The 19,579-nt window shown below is 38.9% G+C and carries 16 protein-coding genes; 5 read left to right on the top strand and 11 right to left on the bottom strand.

The genetic code is table 11. The features are described 5' to 3' along the window. Positions 1 to 17 precede the first annotated feature (17 nt). Positions 18 to 1,883 (bottom strand): M1 family metallopeptidase, encoded by a 1,866-nt coding sequence (locus AC4IF5_RS14570; RefSeq protein WP_490735715.1) that lies wholly within the window; start codon positions 1,881 to 1,883, stop codon positions 18 to 20. A gap of 107 nt (positions 1,884 to 1,990) precedes the next feature. Then, the gene (locus AC4IF5_RS14565) at positions 1,991 to 4,366 is read right to left on the bottom strand and encodes an outer membrane beta-barrel protein (RefSeq protein ID WP_490735713.1); all 2,376 of its coding nucleotides are present in this window, start codon (positions 4,364 to 4,366) and stop codon (positions 1,991 to 1,993) included. Positions 4,367 to 4,621: 255 nt separating this feature from the next. Between AC4IF5_RS14565 and AC4IF5_RS14560 the strand changes: the two genes are divergently transcribed. After that, entirely contained in the window at positions 4,622 to 5,941 is a 1,320-nt protein-coding gene (locus tag AC4IF5_RS14560) for a sensor histidine kinase (protein ID WP_490735711.1), read from the top strand. Then, entirely contained in the window at positions 5,931 to 6,626 is a 696-nt protein-coding gene (locus tag AC4IF5_RS14555) for a response regulator transcription factor (RefSeq protein ID WP_490735709.1), read from the top strand. The genes AC4IF5_RS14560 and AC4IF5_RS14555 overlap by 11 nt, the downstream gene beginning before the upstream one ends. On the opposite strand, the gene AC4IF5_RS14550 is transcribed toward AC4IF5_RS14555, so the two are convergent. The 9 genes from AC4IF5_RS14550 to AC4IF5_RS14510 all read right to left on the bottom strand — a co-directional run bounded on the left by AC4IF5_RS14550 (position 6,621) and on the right by AC4IF5_RS14510 (position 14,851). Then, entirely contained in the window at positions 6,621 to 7,448 is an 828-nt protein-coding gene (locus AC4IF5_RS14550) for an endonuclease/exonuclease/phosphatase family protein (protein WP_490735707.1), read from the bottom strand. The genes AC4IF5_RS14555 and AC4IF5_RS14550 overlap by 6 nt on opposite strands. Before the next feature lie 68 nt (positions 7,449 to 7,516). Further along, positions 7,517 to 7,720 (bottom strand): hypothetical protein, encoded by a 204-nt coding sequence (locus AC4IF5_RS14545; RefSeq protein ID WP_490735705.1) that lies wholly within the window; start codon positions 7,718 to 7,720, stop codon positions 7,517 to 7,519. Further along, a complete protein-coding gene (locus AC4IF5_RS14540) occupies positions 7,717 to 8,979 on the bottom strand; it encodes a S8 family peptidase (protein ID WP_490735704.1) in 1,263 nt (420 codons plus the stop codon). Before AC4IF5_RS14540 ends, AC4IF5_RS14545 begins: the two co-directional genes overlap by 4 nt. Before the next feature lie 13 nt (positions 8,980 to 8,992). Next, positions 8,993 to 9,571 (bottom strand): hypothetical protein, encoded by a 579-nt coding sequence (locus tag AC4IF5_RS14535; RefSeq protein WP_490735702.1) that lies wholly within the window; start codon positions 9,569 to 9,571, stop codon positions 8,993 to 8,995. Continuing rightward, positions 9,571 to 10,269, bottom strand: coding sequence for a hypothetical protein (locus AC4IF5_RS14530; RefSeq protein ID WP_490735700.1), 699 nt, complete (start codon positions 10,267 to 10,269; stop codon positions 9,571 to 9,573). The genes AC4IF5_RS14535 and AC4IF5_RS14530 overlap by 1 nt, the downstream gene beginning before the upstream one ends. A gap of 14 nt (positions 10,270 to 10,283) precedes the next feature. Continuing rightward, entirely contained in the window at positions 10,284 to 11,171 is an 888-nt protein-coding gene (locus AC4IF5_RS14525; protein ID WP_490735698.1) for a DUF2589 domain-containing protein, read from the bottom strand. Between the two features lie 184 nt (positions 11,172 to 11,355). Beyond that, the gene (locus AC4IF5_RS14520) at positions 11,356 to 13,293 is read right to left on the bottom strand and encodes a M1 family metallopeptidase (protein WP_490735697.1); all 1,938 of its coding nucleotides are present in this window, start codon (positions 13,291 to 13,293) and stop codon (positions 11,356 to 11,358) included. Positions 13,294 to 13,372: 79 nt separating this feature from the next. Beyond that, positions 13,373 to 14,254 carry an SDR family oxidoreductase gene (locus AC4IF5_RS14515; RefSeq protein ID WP_490735695.1) on the bottom strand — a complete coding sequence of 294 codons (882 nt, stop codon included), beginning with the start codon at positions 14,252 to 14,254 and terminating at the stop codon, positions 13,373 to 13,375. A gap of 186 nt (positions 14,255 to 14,440) precedes the next feature. Further along, positions 14,441 to 14,851: a DUF1573 domain-containing protein gene (locus AC4IF5_RS14510; RefSeq protein ID WP_490735693.1), complete on the bottom strand. Its 411-nt coding sequence runs from the start codon at positions 14,849 to 14,851 to the stop codon at positions 14,441 to 14,443. Positions 14,852 to 15,009: 158 nt separating this feature from the next. Here AC4IF5_RS14510 and AC4IF5_RS14505 point away from each other — a divergent pair, with 158 nt between their 5' ends. The 3 genes from AC4IF5_RS14505 to AC4IF5_RS14495 all read left to right on the top strand — a co-directional run bounded on the left by AC4IF5_RS14505 (position 15,010) and on the right by AC4IF5_RS14495 (position 19,346). Beyond that, a complete protein-coding gene (locus AC4IF5_RS14505; RefSeq protein ID WP_490735691.1) occupies positions 15,010 to 16,257 on the top strand; it encodes a sensor histidine kinase in 1,248 nt (415 codons plus the stop codon). A gap of 19 nt (positions 16,258 to 16,276) precedes the next feature. Next, on the top strand, positions 16,277 to 16,957 hold the full coding sequence (locus AC4IF5_RS14500) for a response regulator transcription factor (protein WP_490735689.1): 681 nt from the start codon (positions 16,277 to 16,279) through the stop codon (positions 16,955 to 16,957). 91 nt (positions 16,958 to 17,048) lie between these two features. Next, a complete protein-coding gene (locus AC4IF5_RS14495) occupies positions 17,049 to 19,346 on the top strand; it encodes a GH92 family glycosyl hydrolase (RefSeq protein WP_490735688.1) in 2,298 nt (765 codons plus the stop codon). Positions 19,347 to 19,579 lie beyond the last annotated feature (233 nt).

Here is a 19,579-nt window from a genome sequence, read left to right as displayed (position 1 = left end):
ATGAAATGGCTTTGTCTTTATAGAGTTACACTGTTATCTTCCGGTGTATAATCCATGAACAGATCCCCGTCCAGTTTTACAGATTTTACTTTTTTCTTAATAGGAATCGCCAGATCAGTAAATTTCTGATCTTTTTCCCAGATCGATGGTGAGAAATGCAGTTTTTCCGTTGTTCCATCTTCGTAGGTAAGGACAGCATCGAACGGAATCGCAAATCCGCCAACATTGGAAACGTTTACAGTAAGCAGATCATTCATCTGGGATGCTCTTCCCACCCTCAGGTCAATATAATTATTGGTATAAAACCAGTTGTGAAAGAACCAGTTCAGATTTTTCCCGGAACCGGTATTCATCGAATTGAAATAATCCCACGGAACCGGGTGCTTCCCATTCCAGTTATCCATATAGTGATGCAATGCTTTTTTGAACAGCTCATCTCCTAAATAATCTTTCAGAGCCAGATAAGAAAGAGACGCTTTCACATAAGAATTGTTTCCATATCCCGAACCGCTTACCTGAGTACTCATGGTAATCACCGGCTGATCCTGCTCTGCAGACGGATCATTGATCCATCTTTTAACCCGGAAGTTTTTATAAAACTCTTTGGCTGCTGCTTCTCCATTTTCATCAATTCCGATCAGGTATTCCAGAGTGGTCGCCCAGCCTTCGTCCATAAAAGCATATCTCGTTTCATTGATTCCCATATAAAAAGGGAAATAGGTATGCGCGATCTCGTGATCCGCCGTAAGCCTTGCATCCTTCAGATCATCAGGAATACTGGTATCATTGATCATCATTGGGTACTCCATATCGGCATATCCCTGTATGGCAGTCATTACATTATAAGGATATTCTATTCCCGGCCAGTTTTTGGAGAACCAATCCAGATTGTAGCGCATCCAGCCTACATACTGTTCAAAATCTTTTGCTCCGTTCTTATATCCGGCCTGCACACTGGCTCTTTTTGTTTTCAGCTGAACACTGGCCGCATCCCAGACATAATGGTTGCTCATTGCAAAACAAAAGTCTGTAATATGATTAGCTCTGAATTTCCAGACATTCCATTTGTTCTGCCGGGTTACTTTGCCTGACCTCATTTCCTGTTCTGTAGCGATGTGCATTACCTTATCGCTCTTCAGGGACGCTCTGTACCTTTTCAGATATTCCGGCTGAAGCACCGCTTCCGGGTTAAGAAAATCTCCGGTAGCCCAGACTACATAATTCTTCGGGGCTGTAATCGCAAAACTGTAATCGTTGAAGTCATTATAAAACTCCTGTCTGTCCGAATGCGGAAGCATATCCCATCCGTTATAATCATCGTATACGGAAATTCTCGGGAAGGAATAGGCAACATAGAATGTTTCAGGATTTATCTGACCTTCTCTTCCGCTCTGTACAGAAAGAGGGTATTCCCACTCTATCTTAACCTCAGCTTTGGATTTTGATTTTAAACCTGATTTTAATTGTACTTTTTCAACTGTCCCCCAATCATCACTGTTGATATCATATTTTTCACCATTCACGATGAAAGATTTAATCTTAAGTCCTGTAGAGAGAAAGTCTTTAGACACAAATCCTGATCTCGGAGACTGCGGCTTGTGAAGATTATTCACAAATCTTATAGCCAGCTCATTCAGCCGATCCGGACTGTTGTTCGTATAAACGATCGTTTCTTTTCCGGAAACCATTTTGGTACTGGCATCCACTTTCACCTCTACATTGTAAATTCCTTTATTCTGCCAATAGTTTTTACCCGGAGCTCCAGAAATATCACGTGTCCCTTTTTCATAAGCCTTTTTAATATTTCTTGGCATATACAACTCCTGCGCAGACAACTGCATTAACGAAACCACCACCAGCATTCCGGAAAAAAATTTCTTCATAATGATCTTTTTAAAGATAAGTGTCAAAAATAATGAAAATGTGACACCAGATGGCAATTTCTTTTACAATAATGTTTTATGATGATTACTTTTTCATTTAAACTATTTTACAGCCTATCCTGCTCTGCTGTTTTCCTGATTGTTCTTACATTTTTCACAGACTGATTTCCAAAATTAAATTTTAATGAAAGGGTAATACCCTGTACATCCATATAATCCAGAAAATAATTATCCTGGTTGGCATATTGGGTACTTACCTTTTGCCCTGTAGTCCTGAAGATATCACTGACTACCAAAGCTGCTTCAAGCTTTTTATTACAAAACTTTCTGTTCATCGCGAAATAGGCAGTCCAGGTAGCAGAAATCCGGAACGTCCCTTGTATCCCCGGAGAATAATAACGGTGTCCCATCTCCATTTTCCAGTCGCTGCTTTTATCCAGGGTAAAGCTTGTAGAGATATTGGAAACCCAGTTCAGGACTTTATTTTTATACAATATTCCGTCAATTCCGGTGAAGTAATTCTCATTATGTTCAAGGTTTTCAGACAGGATGATATTCCACCACGGCCTGACCTGGAAATTTTTATATAAGCTTACTCCAAATGCTTCTCCTTTTTCAATATTTGTAAAATGATAAATCAGACTGTTCGTACCCGGTTCCTGAAATGAGATCTCCATAGACGGGTACAGCTCTTTACGGTAATAGAAATCCAGGTTCCAGTCTTTCCATGAATAGGTAAGATTCAGATTATGAGTGATCGTTGCTTTCAGTTTAGGATCTCCCTGATAATATGAAAACAGGTTATAATATGATTTTGCAGGATTCAGCCATGAATAAGAAGGCCTGCTGATCCGTTTTCCGTAAGAAAACCCGAATTCATGCTTACTTTCTGTAGTATATTGCACATAAAAAGTCGGAAAAAACTTCCAGTAATTGCTTTTATTAAGCTCATAGGGTTCAGAAACAACTCCTTCAAGATCCGTCATCTCTGCACGGAGCCCCCCTTTGAAGTTCCATTTTCCAATATTGTAGGCAAGCGATGAATACAGGCTAAAATTATGTTCCTTATAATCAAAAATACTGCTTTTTTCAGGCCGGTACTGCAGTGTTCCACTTTCATTATCCGAAAAATCAAGCTTACTATTGGTCTTTACAAAACTGTATTTTATCCCGGATTCCAGCTCCAGCTTATCTGCTTTCCACTGATAATCCAACTGGGTAGAATACAGCTGAACATCTGCTTTATTTTGGGTCAGAAAATTGTCTTCCCTTGGAGGCTGGCCTGCAAAATTAAGATGGGTAATCACATTTTGGTACTTGCTGGCATTATTTCCAGTGAAATAATTGATCCATGACAGACTGCTCTCTTTATTCAGCTTCCTGTCTACCTGGAAACTTAAAGAATTATTGATCGTACGTGAGTAATGATCATTGATCGTTGTATAATCAGATTCTGCAGTATTCTGGCTGTTATAGATCAGTGTAGGAACATTATAAATCCCATGGGATTTTGGAGAAAAATACCCTGAATAATTAAGGCTTAGATTGGTAAGACTGTCCAATTCATATTCTACATTAAAGTTCAGGGTATTCTGGTTAGTGTTTTTATCCTTCCTGTTCATCGTACTGACCCATCTGGTCTGGCTCTCCGGATAATTGACATAGTCTGTCCCTTCTCTGTAGTACGTTCCTAAGCCCCTGTAATAGCTTCCCATAACGGAAAGCTTATCTTTTTTATAATATTGGGAAAGGCCAAATACACCTTTCGCATATTGTGTCTGCACATATTTGGATGAGAGAATTCCCCGGTAGCCTTCAATTTTGTTCTTTTTCATGACAATATTCAGTACTGCGCTTCCTGAAGCTTCATATTTTGCTGGCGGATTGGTAATCACCTCTACAGACTTTATCTCATCCCCCTGGGTATTTTCCAAAAGGTTTTTGAGCTCATCTCCTGTAAGCATTACTTTTTTATCGTTAATTGTTACCAGAATACCTGTGCCTCCCTTCACGGCAAGTACATTATTGTTGACGGTTACACCCGGGGTATTTTTTAAAATCTCCCATGCATTAAGCGAAGAAATATTGCTGTTTTCCACATTGAATTCAAGGCGGTCTACTTTTCGCTTTACCAATGGTTTCCGTTTGGTCATAACGACTTCTTCTATTTCCTGTGATTCTTTTTTAAGGATAATCTGCAATGTTTCAGGCTTTTCCAGATCCAGTTTCTTTTCATACAATGAATATCCTTTACCTTTAACAGTCAATTTTATACCCTGCTCTGAAACACCTTCCCATGTAAAGTTTCCATTATTATCTGTTTCCAGTTCTTTGATCAACGTACCCTGTGCATCATACAGCTCAATCTTCACTGCCGAAAGTTTTTCATTTTCCGCATTTTCAACGGTTCCTGCAATTTTTTGTTTCTGATTCTGAGCGAGAATCAATACCGGAAAGCACAGGAAAAAAATAATTTTATTCATGATTACATATGTTTTTTAAAGAGATAAAGCAGTGTTTGCTTTGTTCTGCGATACAAAATTCCATATTGGGAGGGACATTTCCAGTTAATGGAAGGTTAATGATGGGTTAATGTCCTTTCCCGTTGTAACATGAAAAAAAGAACTCTCCGCTGCCAGTCCGGACGCAATGATCTATTGATAAAATTCTATGGTTAATAAAAGGTTAATACCTCAATAATTTTTCATGAAAATGGCTAAAGCTTTATCTTTGTTTTAATGATGTCCAAAAGCAAAAATCTCCTCTTCCTCTTTGCCACTTTGTTCCTTCTTCTGCTGGGAATCCAGGTTTACTTTATGTATAAAACCTACCAGGTGAAGGAAAGGGATATCTACAGATCCGTCAATGACGAACTTACCAATTATTCTGACAAGCTGGAAAACATCCATGATGCCAAGGAAATGAAAAGCGATACCCTGCAGAGAATCATCATCCGGTATTACAATAAAGAGATCAGCCAAAAGGATTTTTTTAAGCATTTTGTTGAGGACAGAAAAGCAAACAGTGAGAGACTCAACCGTTATATAGAGAGCCGCCTCCGGAAAGACGGATACAAAATCGCGGCAAGGATTCAATATACTTCCATCATACATCTTCCGGACAGCACCAAGGTTATTGACCGGCCGATCACGATTTATGAAACAAAAGATAAAGTAAAAAAACCTAAAATCTCAAGTACAGGAACCTGGCGAACCTCTTCCACCAGGGAAACTAAAGGAATTGAAACAACAAACGAAAGAGACACTTTCTTTATCAAAAGTCAGACTGATTTTGAAATTGAAAACATCAAAAGTATTGTTTTCAAAGAGCTTACCTTATTGATCATCTGCTGTATCATATTGCTGGCAAGTGTTCTTCTGCTGTATATTTTTACCATTAAGAATCTGATCAAACAGCAAAAGCAGGTAGAAGTACTCCATACTGTGGTTGATAATATCTCTCATGAGTTTAAAACCCCTATCGCTACATTAAAAATAGCATCCAAAACCTTAAAAAAAGGATGGAATCCGGACACTCTTCCACTGATAGACCGCCAAATTTCAAGGCTCGAAAGCCTGATGCTTCAGCTTCATAAGGATGAAATCCCTGACGAGATCATTGCTATACAGCCTGAAGACTGGGATTTTTTCATCAAGGATCTGGCATTTACCTATCCCCAGACTGAGTTTAAATATGACAGCAAGGTTTCACATCCTTTTCCTTTTGACAAAAACCTCATGGAAACGGTCATCAAAAACTTATGTGAAAATAGTGTAAAATATGGTGCTTCTGCGATCAGCATACATATAGAAACAGCCTCCCAACATCTGGAAATTGAAGTTTCTGATAATGGCCAGGGTATGGAAAACAATGAATTAAAGAACATTTTTGAAAAGTTCTACAGAATACAGGCCAATAATATCCATAACAGTAAAGGGCTTGGGCTCGGGCTTTATTTTGTCAAAAAGATCATTACAGCCTATAACGGTAAAATAAGTGTATCCAGCCACCCTGGTACAGGAAGTACTTTTAAAATAGCAATCCCATATGAAAACTAAAATCCTTCTGACAGAGGACGACCCGGATTTCGGAATGATCCTGAAACAATATCTGGAACTGGAAGATTTTGAAGTCAGCTGGTTCCAGGATCCTGAAGAGGTGGTAAAGCTTATTACTTCAGATTTTCCTTTTCATATTGGTATCCTGGATGTAATGATGCCCAATATTGACGGCTTTTCCCTGGCTAAAATGATCTTAAAGGAAAGAAACAGTTTTCCATTATTGTTTTTAACAGCCAAAAATCAGAAAATTGACAGGCTCACCGGCCTGAAAATAGGTGCTGACGATTATATTCCCAAACCCTGTGATCCCGAAGAGCTGGTTTTAAGGATTAAAAATATATTGAAAAGAACTTTACCGGTCGTCACGGAACCCTATATACAAATCGGGAAATATCATTTGGACACAAAGAAGCTTCAGCTTTCTCATCCGGATGGAACCGTACGGCTGACCGTCCGGGAGCAGGAACTTCTTTTATATCTTTTGAAGCATAATCACTCTATGATCACCAGAGATAACATCCTGGATCATATCTGGGAAACCAATGATTACTTCACAGGCAGAAGTCTTGATGTATTTATCAGCAGGCTCCGGAAATATTTCAGCAATGATCCTGAAGTAAAAATCCAATCCCTCAGAGGAATTGGATTTGAGGTTGATTTTCCAACCGGAAATTCTTTATAGAGAAAGATTCACAATAACCGGAAAGTGATCTGACGGATAAAGAAGATTTTCCCTTCTATCATTGATATGCCTGTGAGATTTGATCTTAAAGCCTGTTGTGAAGATATAATCGATCCTGTCTTTAGGGACCTCGTTCACATTAAAGGCGGTAAAAGTTCCTACAGGGCCATAGTGTTTGGTTTCTGAATGGTAAAAAGTATCTTTCATATGTTGGGAAAGTATCTTAATCGGTTCAGTATCATCGGTCAGGTTAAAATCTCCGCTCAGCGTTACAGGAAGATTCTTTGGGTTCAGCTCTTTGATCTTTTTCAGGATTAGTTCTGAGGATTTTACTCTTGCTATATTTCCTATGTGATCAAAGTGAAGATTCATTGCGAGAAACTCTTTTTTTGATTTTTTATCTTTAAAAAAGGCATAGCTGCAGATCCTGTTCAGAGCAGCGTCCCAACCTTTTGAAGGTTTCTCTGGTGTTTCGGATAGCCAGAACGTCCCTGATCTTATGACTTCAAGCCTGTTGGTATCGTAAAAAATAGCGGAAAATTCACCTTTTTCTTTCCCGTCATCTCTTCCTACGCCTATATAGTCGTAATTCTTCAGTCCGTTTTTAAGATCTTTCATCTGTTCCGGAAGCGCTTCCTGCACTCCGAAATAATCAGGATGGTAATAGGTTAATAAATCTGCAACATCCTGTTTCCTCTGCGGCCATGAGTTTTCTTTATCCGACTCTACATTGAGTCTGATGTTGAAACTCATTACAGTAAAATCCTGTGAGAGCCCCAATGTAAAAAACATCAGGGCTAAGATTGTCCATCTGAAATTCATAACGGTATATTTACATTTAAACAACAAACATAAGAATTCTCCGCCAGAGAGGCTTCAACAGCCTTTCATTATATTGTTAAATTATCTTTATCTTCTTCTATAGATATAAAATAGTCATGAAATTCAGTCTCTGAAACCGGTTCCTCACTTTCAAGCTTTACAACACCTATGGTCTTATAATAAGCAGCCAATCTGATATGCTTACTATTGAGAAGGACTTCAAGCTTTTTTAAATTTATATCTTTCCTTAAAACAGCCAGATAAACAATCATAGATATACTTGTATTAATCCGTTTCCTATGTCTCTGTATTTTATTCCTTCAATCGGCCTGGCTTTATTTTCAATGAGCTCCCAGATCTCTTTAGCCGATTGATCAGGAAACTGTTCCATATACAAAGCTGCCAATCCTGAAACATGTGGTGCCGCCATGCTGGTGCCGCTCATGGCATAGTAAAAGTAACTTTTGTTCTTTGAGTTTTTAGGATAGGCACTTATAATGTCCACCCCGGGAGCACAGACATTGATACTCCCTCCCGTTGAAGGATTCAGACCGGCATTCGAAAATTTTGCTACTCTCATTTGTCCGTCAACAGCAGCAACAGCCATTATGGATTTTGAATTGGCTGGCATTGAGACAGGCTGTGGGATCTGCGGCCTGCTGCTGTCATTTCCTGCTGCCGCTATAATGAGACAGTTGTTTTCCAATGCTCTTTCTCCTATTGTTTCAAAAAGAACCGAAGGCTGATCATTAAGCTTCACCGGAGCTGCCAGAGAAAGGGATAATATTCTGAATTGTTTCGTAATGGCCCAGTCTATCGCATCAATAACACTGCCCGTGGTACCTCTCCCGTTATCCGAGAGCACTTTTGCAATCTTCAGATTGCAGCCGCCCGCAATTCCATATCGTTTTCCCGTATCACTTCTGATGTTTCCTGCAGCAATACCTGCACAATGAGTACCATGTCCGTTAGGATCTCTGTTCCAGTCTTCTCCGTCAATGAAAGATTTACCTTCAATTTCTTCGGATGAAAAATCAGGGTGGGAGGTTTCAAGTCCTGTATCCAGGATACAGATATCAATCCCTTTTCCCGTATACTGAGCATTTTCCAGTCCAATAGCCTTCAGTCCCCATTCCATTTCAACCAATGATTTTTGGGGTAAAGGTTTATTGGTGACATATTTTTCAAGTTCTGAAATTTTTTCTGCGAGCCCGGCCGATTGTTTTTTAAGCTCGCTGATCAGCTGCAATTCATCTGCGGGAAAAAATTCCCGTTCTTTTTCATAATAAACAATAGAATTCGACTGATTTTTCACAGCGCTTTTCAATTGCTCTTCATCCATATCTTCCACCACAAGAATTCCCAGATTTTTATACAGCACACCGTTATCCTGATCAATAATTTCATAGGAACGGTTTTCTTTAGAGAGAAACTCCGAGGAAGTAATGCTCACTTCCAGCTCTTTCTCTATCTTTTTGAGTGCATTTTTCTGCTGATCTTTCAGCAGAACGATATATCTTCCGGTTTCCATATTATTCTTTTTTTTAAATTATCCTCAGAAATACCTTTTCCAGAATAAGGAAAATATCTTCCGGAATGACGGTCAGTCTGAGCTTCTTGTTAATACCTGATATCGCTGTATTCTGTGTAACCAGCGAATTCCAGAAACTTTCAATCCTGGGAACAGAATTCAGCTCTTTCAGTTTCTCATCATCCAAAATACCGTTCTGGTATAATGAAACAATGATTCCTGAAACAAGTTCTTCCGCGTCATCCAGCTTTTTGCTTTCCTTAGAATAGATTTCCATCAGAATATCATAAATCCCTTCCATTCCATTGAATGAGAATCCCCAGAGAAGATCACGCCTTCCGGTCGTTATTTTCTCCATTTTTATAGGATTAAAGCCTCTTTTGACCGTTGATACCAGATTCATGATCTTCAAAACCTCAGATTCATGACTGGTGTTCCCTTTGGTACGGAAATAGTCCAGAACCTCATTGAGAAATCCCTCAAACCGGGAATCAAAGTCAAAAGATTTTGACAGGTATAAAGCCTGGACTTCATTGAAATGCTCCAGAAGTTCTTTAATTTTCTGTACCGTATAATGAATAAGTTCCTGCATTACTCAAAAGTTATCTGTTCAATTTCTTTACCGTCTTTATCCTTGTATGACACAATCCTTATTCCCTCCTCCTCCATTTCCACATGAAGGTTGATGAATAGCTTATCCTTGTCTTCTGCTGCTGATGTATTGGGATCTATGTAAATGTTGTTCAGTTTTGCATTGACCAGTGTATACTTGTTCAGTAAGATCTTTGAAAAAATTTCTTTCATTTCGTCTATTTCTTCTTCGGCGGTCCCATCCTGAGGCCGAAAGATCCCAGAATTAAGGAACTTGATTTTGTTCCTGAGATCCAGCTTGAGCACTTCATTGGCAGGGAGCTTACCGAATTTCTGATCATTGTTTTCAAGTTTTCTGAACAGCGATTTGATTTCTTCAGTCTGGATCTGTTTTTTGGTAATTTCGGGAATATTCAGCTTTTTCTCTTTATTCGCCAGACGGATTCTTTCATTCATTTCTGAAACGAACTGATCCTGATCCAGTTTAAAGTTATATTTAGAAGACGAATCTATATCTGTGATCTTGATCGGAATATCCATTTTTACACTGGGCAGAGCATACCGTGGAACCTTAAAGTATTTAAGATATTCATGCCGGGCATATTCTTTTGCAATGAGAACAGCATTCTCATCAGCCTTTTTACGAGCCTGAATTATCTCGTTGTTGAGATAATCCAGGTAATCTGATAATTTTATCATCTTCGTAAAATTTGTTATTGTGAAAGAAGTCCGAGAACTTTTTCAAGACCTGCAGGCATTTCATCATTGGTTGCCCGCACTTTTACTCCGAGAGAGTATTCTTTTTCCACTTTGATTCCTGTACTGGAAGTTCTTTTATAAGACACATCCACTTTGAATTTCACAGGGCCCCATCCACCGGATACTCCTGCATTGATTCCAAATTCATCACTTACATCTTTGGTATACGTCGAATTCAGCTTAACGTTAAAATCTACCTCACAGGTTTCAATTCTGAAACTTGGAACGTTCAGCAGCGCTATAAAAGGAACTGTAAGTTCTACCGGATCAGGGATTGTTTTCGGATTGGCATTGCTTACAGGCTCATCAGGTTTAAAATCCGGGTTAGGAATGTTTTTGGTATATTTAAACTCTGCCATTCTCAATTTTTTCGGACTATTCGGGTTGGCAGGGTCTGTAAGCTCAAAACCGACCTCATTAATAAAGTTGACAGTAGCAATAGAGGCATTAGACTGCGCTTTTACACAGGCATCCAGCGGTCCGCCGATAATGGTAGCGAAATCAATGCTTCCTAATTCTGCCGCAAAATCTGCGCTGGCAGCATCTGAAGTTTTGAAGATCTCTTCATCAGCAGCTATTTTTCCTGCAATAAGCTTCATGATTTCTGAAGACGCTCCGGCAAAAGATTTTTCCCACTTTTCATCATAATTTTTTTTGAAATCTTCTACGATACTCAGCAATTCTTTATTGGTAAGTGTTCCCAGTTCTGAAGTTTCAATTCCTGAAACCTTTTCATAAACGGCTGGGGTAAGAACTTTTTCTACTCCTGATAAAAGGTCGATCAGTTCATTTTTTGTTTTTTTGGCATGGCTTGATTCAAGCACTGATTTTAATGTTTCCATGGTATTTTGTTTTTAAATTAATATTGTCAGACAAAATTATCTCACAAAAAACCAAAACACCAGAGGAAAATCCCTTGACCTGTCCCGGAAAAACACCCTAAAAATAAAAGCCTAAACTTATGGTTGTAAAGTTTAGGCTTTTTAAAATGAGAATATCTTGGTGATATGCACACACAGAGCAATTTTATGCCGGTGTCCAGCTATTATTTTTAGGATCTACATCTGGAACTACTGATTCCGGATCCAGCTTCACCTCATCTATCTCTTTATCTGAATCTACTTTGAAGGTCCATTCAGTGTTTCTTTTCCAGACTTCTACAGGTATCTTCACCGTTTTCACCGTTCCATCCCTGAACTTTACCTGAACGGTGGTAGGCATTGGCATCTGGCCAAGATTTTCAACGGTGATCTGAGCTCCGTTTTTAAAATTGCCATTGATGTACGTGACATTCTTTACCGACTGATCAATTTTCCATTTGTTAAAGAACCAACCTCTCCAGAACCAACTCAGCTCTTCACCGGAAACATTTTCCATCGTATGGAAAAAATCCCACGGAGTAGGATGTTTAAATGCCCAACGGTTAATATAGGTTCTGAATGCCTTATCAAATTTTTCGGGTCCCAGAACCGCCTCTCTCAAAACAGCCAACCCTGTAGCCGGCTTATAATAAGCCAAAGCTGCAATATTTCTTTCTCTCATATTGTCCGGTCCTACCATGATAGGCTCCAGATTGTCATTCATCATATAACCTCCTGATCGGGCAAGGTTACTTTTTGTGTAGTATTCTCCCTTATTAAAAGCCTCTGTCGAAAGACTATTGATAAACGTATTAAACCCTTCATCCATCCAGGCAAATAATCTTTCATTCGAACCTACGATCATAGGAAACCAGTTGTGCCCAAATTCATGATCCGTCACTCCCCAGAGACCTTTACCTTTTGAATTCATGTGACAGAAAACAATTCCCGGATATTCCATTCCGCCTTCGTTTCCTGCAACATTGGTGGCTGCCGGGTAGGTATATTCATACCATTTCTGCGAATAGTGCTCTATTGCCGCCTTTGTATATTCTGTAGATCTGCCCCATGCTTTATCACCGGCACTTTCAACAGGATATGCTGAAACAGCCAATGACTTTTTACCGCTTGGGAGATTAATTTTCGCCGCATCTATGATAAATCCTTCGGAAGACGCCCAGGCAAAGTCTCTTGCCTGTACAATTTTAAATTTCCAGGTCTTTGTCCCGGAAGGTTTGTTTTTACCAATTTCAGGCTCAGGACGTATCATTACCGTTTTGTCGCTGGCTCTCGCCTGATTCCATCTGCTGATCTCCTCTTTGCTGTACACCTCCTTTTCATTAAGCAGCTCGCCTGACGCCACAACATAATGGCTGGCCGGCACCGTAATATCAGCTGTGATATTTCCATATTCCAGATAAAATTCCGAAGCTCCCAGATAAGGCAAAGTATTCCATCCCATTACATCATCATAAACACACATTCTCGGATACCATTGAGCCATGGTAAATATCTTCCCGTTTTTTGTATCCTGTATTCCCATTCTGTCTGAACCGTATTCGGGAGAGATAAAAGAATAATCAATTGTAATTTTCGCCACTCCGCCTCGTGATTTCAGTTCTTTAGGCAGGTCGATCTGCATTCTTGTATCTGTAATGGTATATTTTACCGCTTTACCATCAAGTTTCACTGACTTGATCTTATAACCACCTTCAAGCTCCTCACCATGAGCTCCGTTTCTGCTGCCTGACAAAGGAACTACGGCATTACCACGTGAGTCATTTGCGAATAAGTTCTGATCCAGCTGCAGCCAGAGAAAGCCCAGCTGATCAGGACTGTTATTGGTATAGGTAATCTCTGCAGTACCGGAAAGTTCTTTTTTATTTTCATTCAGGCTGATATTCAAATGATAATCTGCTGAATTCTGCCAATAGGCATGCCCCGGCTGCCCGCTTGCAGAACGGGTTTCCGTGCCTGTCTGCGGATAAAAGAAAGGTTTAAAAGCTTCTACATAATCATATTTTGGGGTTTCCTGTGCATATCCGGATCCCGAAAAAAGAAAAACGGCAACTGTCGAAACAAGTATCGGAAGTTTACAATTCATTTTTTAAAAAGTTTATACATAGGTAAAAAAAACTCCCGGATTTGTTACAGATCCGGGAGCTTTTTTCTTATGAATTTAATTAATTTGATTTTTTTGCCTTAATCATGGCCTCCAATGCGTCCCACATTTCAGCAGGAATCTCTTCGAGCATATTAAACTCTCCTGCTCCCTGAAGCCATTCACCACCATCTATGGTTACGACTTCACCATTCATATAAGCCGAGTAATCTGAAACCAGATAAGCAGCAAGATTAGCCAGTTCCTGATGTTCTCCTACTCTTCTCAACGGAACTTTCTTTCTCATATCGAATTTTTCCTGAAGGTCTCCCGGAAGAAGCCTGTCCCAGGCTCCTTTAGTAGGGAATGGTCCCGGAGCGATCGCATTGAAACGGATACCATACTTAGCCCATTCCACCGCTAAAGATCTTGTCATTGCCAAAACTCCGGCCTTTGCGCAGGCAGACGGCACAACATAAGCTGAACCTGTCCATGCATATGTAGTCACAATATTCAGTACGGTTCCCGGAGTTTTAGATGCTATCCAGTGTTTTCCTATAGAGAGTGTACAGTTTTTTGTTCCTTTTAATACAATATCCAAAATAGAATCAAAAGCAGAATGAGTCAACTTTTCCGTGGGGGAAATAAAGTTTCCGGCAGCATTATTCAAGAGAATATCAATCTTCCCAAATTCTTTCAAAGTGGCTTCTTTCATAGCTTCCACCTCATCCCAGCTTCTCACATCACAAGCTACACAAAGGACTTTACCTCCTGTTTCATCCTCCAGCTCTTTAGCTGTTGTCTGAAGTTTTTCAAGATTTCTGGAAGTAATCACTACATTCGCTCCCAACTCAAGAAAATATTTGGTCATGGCTTTTCCTAAGCCACTTCCTCCTCCGGTTACAATCGCTACTTTATCTTTTAGCGCCCCTTCGCGCAGCATGGGTTGTGTATATAGACTCATAAAATATTTTTTCTTAAAAGTAATAAATATTAAAATGCAAAGTTTTAAAAAGCATTGAGAAATGATGTCATAAATAGTTATTCTTTACATCATTTTGAAAAACAACGCCCATCACAATCCCAATTCAATAAAAAACAACCCGATCATTAATGATCAGATTGTTCTTAATGTACTTTTAAATATAATTTAGGAAACAACTACTCCTTTGAAGGAAAGTGTTTTAGGAGTTTTACTATCGCTTGTTGTAACATTAACTGTTTTCATAAACATTCCCAGGGCTGCTGCATTATAGCTTGCTTCTACAAATCCTTTTTTCCCGGGAAGGATCGGCGTTTTCGTATAATCTGCCGTTGTACAGCCACAAGATGGTGCTACATTTTCTATCACAATGGGTTTTGAAGAGGTATTGGTAAACTCAAATCTGATCAGTTTCGGTTTTCCCTGGGGAATATTTCCCACATCAATAGATTCTGATTTCCATTTGATGACATCAGCGATTGCTTTTACAACAGTAGTATTTTCAACAGGAAATACACCTGCATAAAACGGAGAGTATGCCAAAACGGCTAAAAGAGCTGTGATTTTTAATTTTTTCATGAGTACAAATTTTTGTTAGACGTTAAAATTTTCTTTTTTAATACAGCAAATGTAAAGGTCATTATTGATCCGGCTTGTTAACCGCTCTCAAACATTTGTTAATAAGTTGTTAATGACAAAAGATAAATAGATATTTTTGGATAATATTGCTTCTGTAAATGGAGATCAAGAAACTTAATATTATTATTACTCTTGGGTTTGTCGCTATCATTGGTATTTTGATAGCCCAGCTTCTATGGACCAGGCAGGCGTATAATCTTGAGGATAAAAAATTTAACCAAACAGTTAATATCGCTTTACTGGAAGTGGTGGAAAAACTGTCAGGAGGAAAAACTTCATTTACTGAAAGCCCAATACAGAATATCTCCAATGATTATTATGTGGTTAATATCAACAACGAATTCCATCCCACAGTTCTCGAACATTACTTAAAAACAGAATTTACCCGCTTCCAAATCAACACCAATTATGTTTATGCGTTATATAATTGCCATAGCGACAGGATGATCTATGGAAAATATGTTTCCACCCATCAGAAAAACCCAGATAATAAGGTCATCAAATTTCCCAAACATAAGAACCTCGTCTATTATTTTTCCATACGTTTTCCGGATAAGGCCACCTATCTGGTAAGTTCTTTGCGGTTTTGGTATCTGCTTACATTTGCCCTTATTATCATTCTTCTCGTGTATGTATATTCTATCTATACGATCATTCAGCAGAAGAAATTCTCAGAGCTTCAAAAGGATTTCATCAATAATATGACCCATGAGTTCAAAACTCCGCTGTCTTCAATATTGCTGGCATCAGAAGCGCTTACAAAACAGGAATTAATAAAGGAAAATCCCAAACTAAAGACCTATACTTCCATTATTACCGACCAAAGTTATAAGCTTAACAGTCACATTGAAAAAATATTAAATATTGCAAAAAACGATGCCTCAGGATTGTCATTGAAACTTCAAAAGATCGTTTTATTACCATTCATTACGGAAATTGCAGACTCCATAAAGCAAAAGAATGAAGGTCTTACTATCCGGATAGACATTGATCAAACAAGCTCGGTCATTGCGGATGAATTCCATTTTACCAACATCGTCTACAATATTCTGGATAACTCGATAAAGTATTGTGAGACCACACCTGATATTCTCATATCTTCCTTTAAAGATTCAAAAGGGTTATATTTAAAATTTAAAGATAACGGGATCGGAATTCCATCGAAAAATATTCCTCATATTTTTGATAAATTTTATAGGATAACTACTCAGAAAAGCGATGAGGTCAACGGTTTTGGATTAGGATTGTTCTATGTCAAAAAGATCGTCCAGCAGCACAACTGGAAAATTTCAGTTGAAAATAATACCGATAAAGGAATCACCATTACCCTGTTTTTACCATTTTAAAAGTAATAATGTGCAAGCCATGGAAAAATCTAAAATTTTATATGCAGAGGATGATAAGACGATAGCCTTCCTGATTCAGGACAGCCTGGAAAGCTATTATGAAATCTGCTGCTACCCTGATGGAAGATCCGCATTGGAAGCATTCAATACTCAAAATTTTGACATTTGCCTTTTAGATATCATGATGCCTGAAATCAACGGATTTGAGCTGGCTCAGTATATCCGTGATAAAAATACCGAAATTCCCATCATTTTCATTTCCGCCAAAGCGCTGAAAGAAGACAGGATCAAAGGGCTCAAAATTGGTGCAGATGATTATCTTGTAAAACCGTTCAGTATTGAAGAGCTGATCCTGAAAATTGAAGTTTTTCTAAAACGTTCAAAGAAAACGAGTACCTATCCGCCACAATACAAGGTCGGGAAATATGACTTTGATCCTAACAACTATACTTTACAGGATTCATTCAATACCATTAGTCTTACCCAAAGAGAGTCTGAGCTGCTGCTCTATTTTATCCGTCACAAAAATACGGTTCTGAAAAGACAGGATATTCTAAAGGCCATTTGGGGAGATGATGATTATTTTATGGGAAGGAGTCTGGATGTATTTATTTCAAGGTTGAGAAAAGTGTTTGTGAATGAAGAAAATATCTCCATCGAAAATTTGCACGGCATCGGTTTCAGATTTTCTGAAAAATAAACATGAAAGAGTTTTTTATAAATTAAAGAAAGAGAGAAGTGTACATTCTTTGAATTTTTAATTAATTTTATCTTTTAATAATCTACTTTTCATGAAAAATCCCGGAACTGCCATTTTTCTTTCATTACTGTTCTTCACCTCAGCCTTTAAAGCCCAAAGATTCGAAAAGCTCTATCAATATGTAAACCCATTGATCGGAACTGAAAAAATGGGGCACACCTATCCTGGTGCTACTTTTCCTTTTGGAGCCGTACAGCTAAGTCCGGAGACGGATACCATTTCTTACGAACTTAATGGCAAATATAATGGTGAAGTTTATAAATACTGTGCAGGATACCGCTATGAAGATAAAACGATTGTAGGTTTCAGTTCCACACACTTCAGCGGAACGGGACATTCTGACCTGGGAGATTTTCTCATAATGCCTACAGTGGGAAAATTACAGCTTAATCCCGGTACAGCAACTCGTCCGGAAAGTGGCTACAGAAGCAGATTTTCCCACCAGAATGAAACAGCAGAAGCAGGATATTATAAAGTGAAACTGGATGACCATAATATTCTTGCGGAATTAACCGCAACATCCAGAGTGGGAGTTCACCGTTACACATTTCCAAAATCTGACCAGGCACATATTATTCTTGACCTGATGGCCGGCATTTACCATTATGACGGAAAAAATATCTGGACCTATGCGCGTGTGGAAAATGGGAATACAATTACAGGATACCGACAGACAAATGGCTGGGCAAGAACCAGAACCGTTTATTTTGCCATAAAATTTTCAAAGCCTTTTAAAAATTACGGACAGCAGAACTATGATGATAAGCAGGTATACAAAGGGTTTTGGAGAAAATTTGACCAGACTAAGAATTTCCCGGAGATCGCAGGCAAAAATCTGAAAATGTATTTTGATTTTGATACTCAGGAAAACGAAGCTATTGAGGTCAGACTTGCCATTTCTCCCGTAAGCCAGGCCAATGCATTAGAAAACCTTGAGAAAGAAAGCGGAAATTTATCCTTTGACCAGGTTAAATCCAAAGCACAGGAAAGCTGGAACAAGGAACTGAATAAAATCATCATCAAAGGCTCCGATACGGAAAAGATCAATTTTTATACAGCCATGTACCATACCTTTATCAATCCTACTACCTATATGGATGTGAACGGAGAATATAAAGGTCTGGACCAAAACGTTCATAAAGCGACAGATTTTACCAATTACACCACATTCTCTCTGTGGGATACTTACCGGGCACTGCATCCTCTGTTTAACATTATCCAACCCAAACGGAATAATGATATGGTAAAATCTATGATGGCCCATTACAATCAGTTTTCCATGAAAATGCTGCCGATCTGGTCTCATTATGCCAATGACAACTGGTGTATGAGCGGTTATCACAGTGTAAGTGTCGTTGCAGATGCTATCATTAAAGGGAATTATGACGGAGATCCCAAAGAAGCGCTAAAAGCCTGCATAGAAACAGCTAACAAAAGAGATTATGAAGGCATCGGACAGTATATTGACCTAGGTTATATTCCTGCTGAAAAAAACGGCACCTCAGTTTCAAATACACTGGAATATGCTTATGATGACTGGGCTATTGCTCAGCTGGCAAAATATCTGGGAGAAACGGAAATTTACAGTCAATTCATCAAGCGCTCTGAAAACTGGAAAAATAATTTTGATAAAACGATTGGGTTCATGCGTCCCCGTCTGGCTGACGGAAGCTTCAAAAAAGATTTTGACGTATTAAGCACCCACGGACAAGGATTTATTGAAGGAAACTCCTGGAACTACAGTTTCTTTGTTCCGCAGAACCCGGATGAACTGATCAACATGATGGGAGGCAAGAAAAAATTTGCAGCAAAGCTGGACGAATTATTCACCATGCATCTTCCTGATGAGTTTTTTGCAGATACTGAAGACATTACAAGAGAAGGAATCATCGGGGGATATGTTCATGGGAACGAACCTGCACATCATGTAGCCTATCTTTATAACTGGGCAGGACAGCCCTGGAAAACCCAGGCACAGATCCGCCGTATTTTAGAAATGCAGTATAAGGCAACACCTGATGGATTAGGTGGAAATGATGACACCGGCCAGATGAGCGCATGGTATATTTTGAGCTCTTTAGGCTTTTACCCTGTTGCTCCCGGCTCGGAAAACTACTCTATCGGAAGTCCCGCAGTTGATCATGCAGTGCTGAATCTGGAAAACGGAAAGACCTTTGAGATCGAGGCGATCAACCAAAGCCCGAAAAATGTATATGTTCAGAAAGTTCTTTTAAATGGAAAAGAAATTAAGAGCTTTATCCTGAAGCATTCTGAGATTATGAATGGTGGGAAGCTGATTTTCTATATGGGCAGCAAGGCGAAAAGGTAAAATCGTAAAAGGAAAGGCCAACATGGATATTTCTGACCAATGCAATGAATTATTAAATAAAAAAATCTCTCGCAGATTGGGCAGATTAAGCAGATGATTGGGATTAAAAAAGTGGAATTGGCTCTATCTGTGAAAGCTAAAAAGGAGGACTTTTCCTTATTTTTTCGCTAACATTTCATAAGTTTTGGCTGAAGCTAATGGAGTATTTTACAATTAAAGAGGCTGTCTCAAAA

The sequence above is a fragment of the Chryseobacterium sp. UF-290 genome (genome assembly GCF_058245615.1).
The sequence above is the reverse complement of the archived record's forward strand: the minus strand, read 5'-3'. Positions and strand labels throughout refer to the sequence as shown.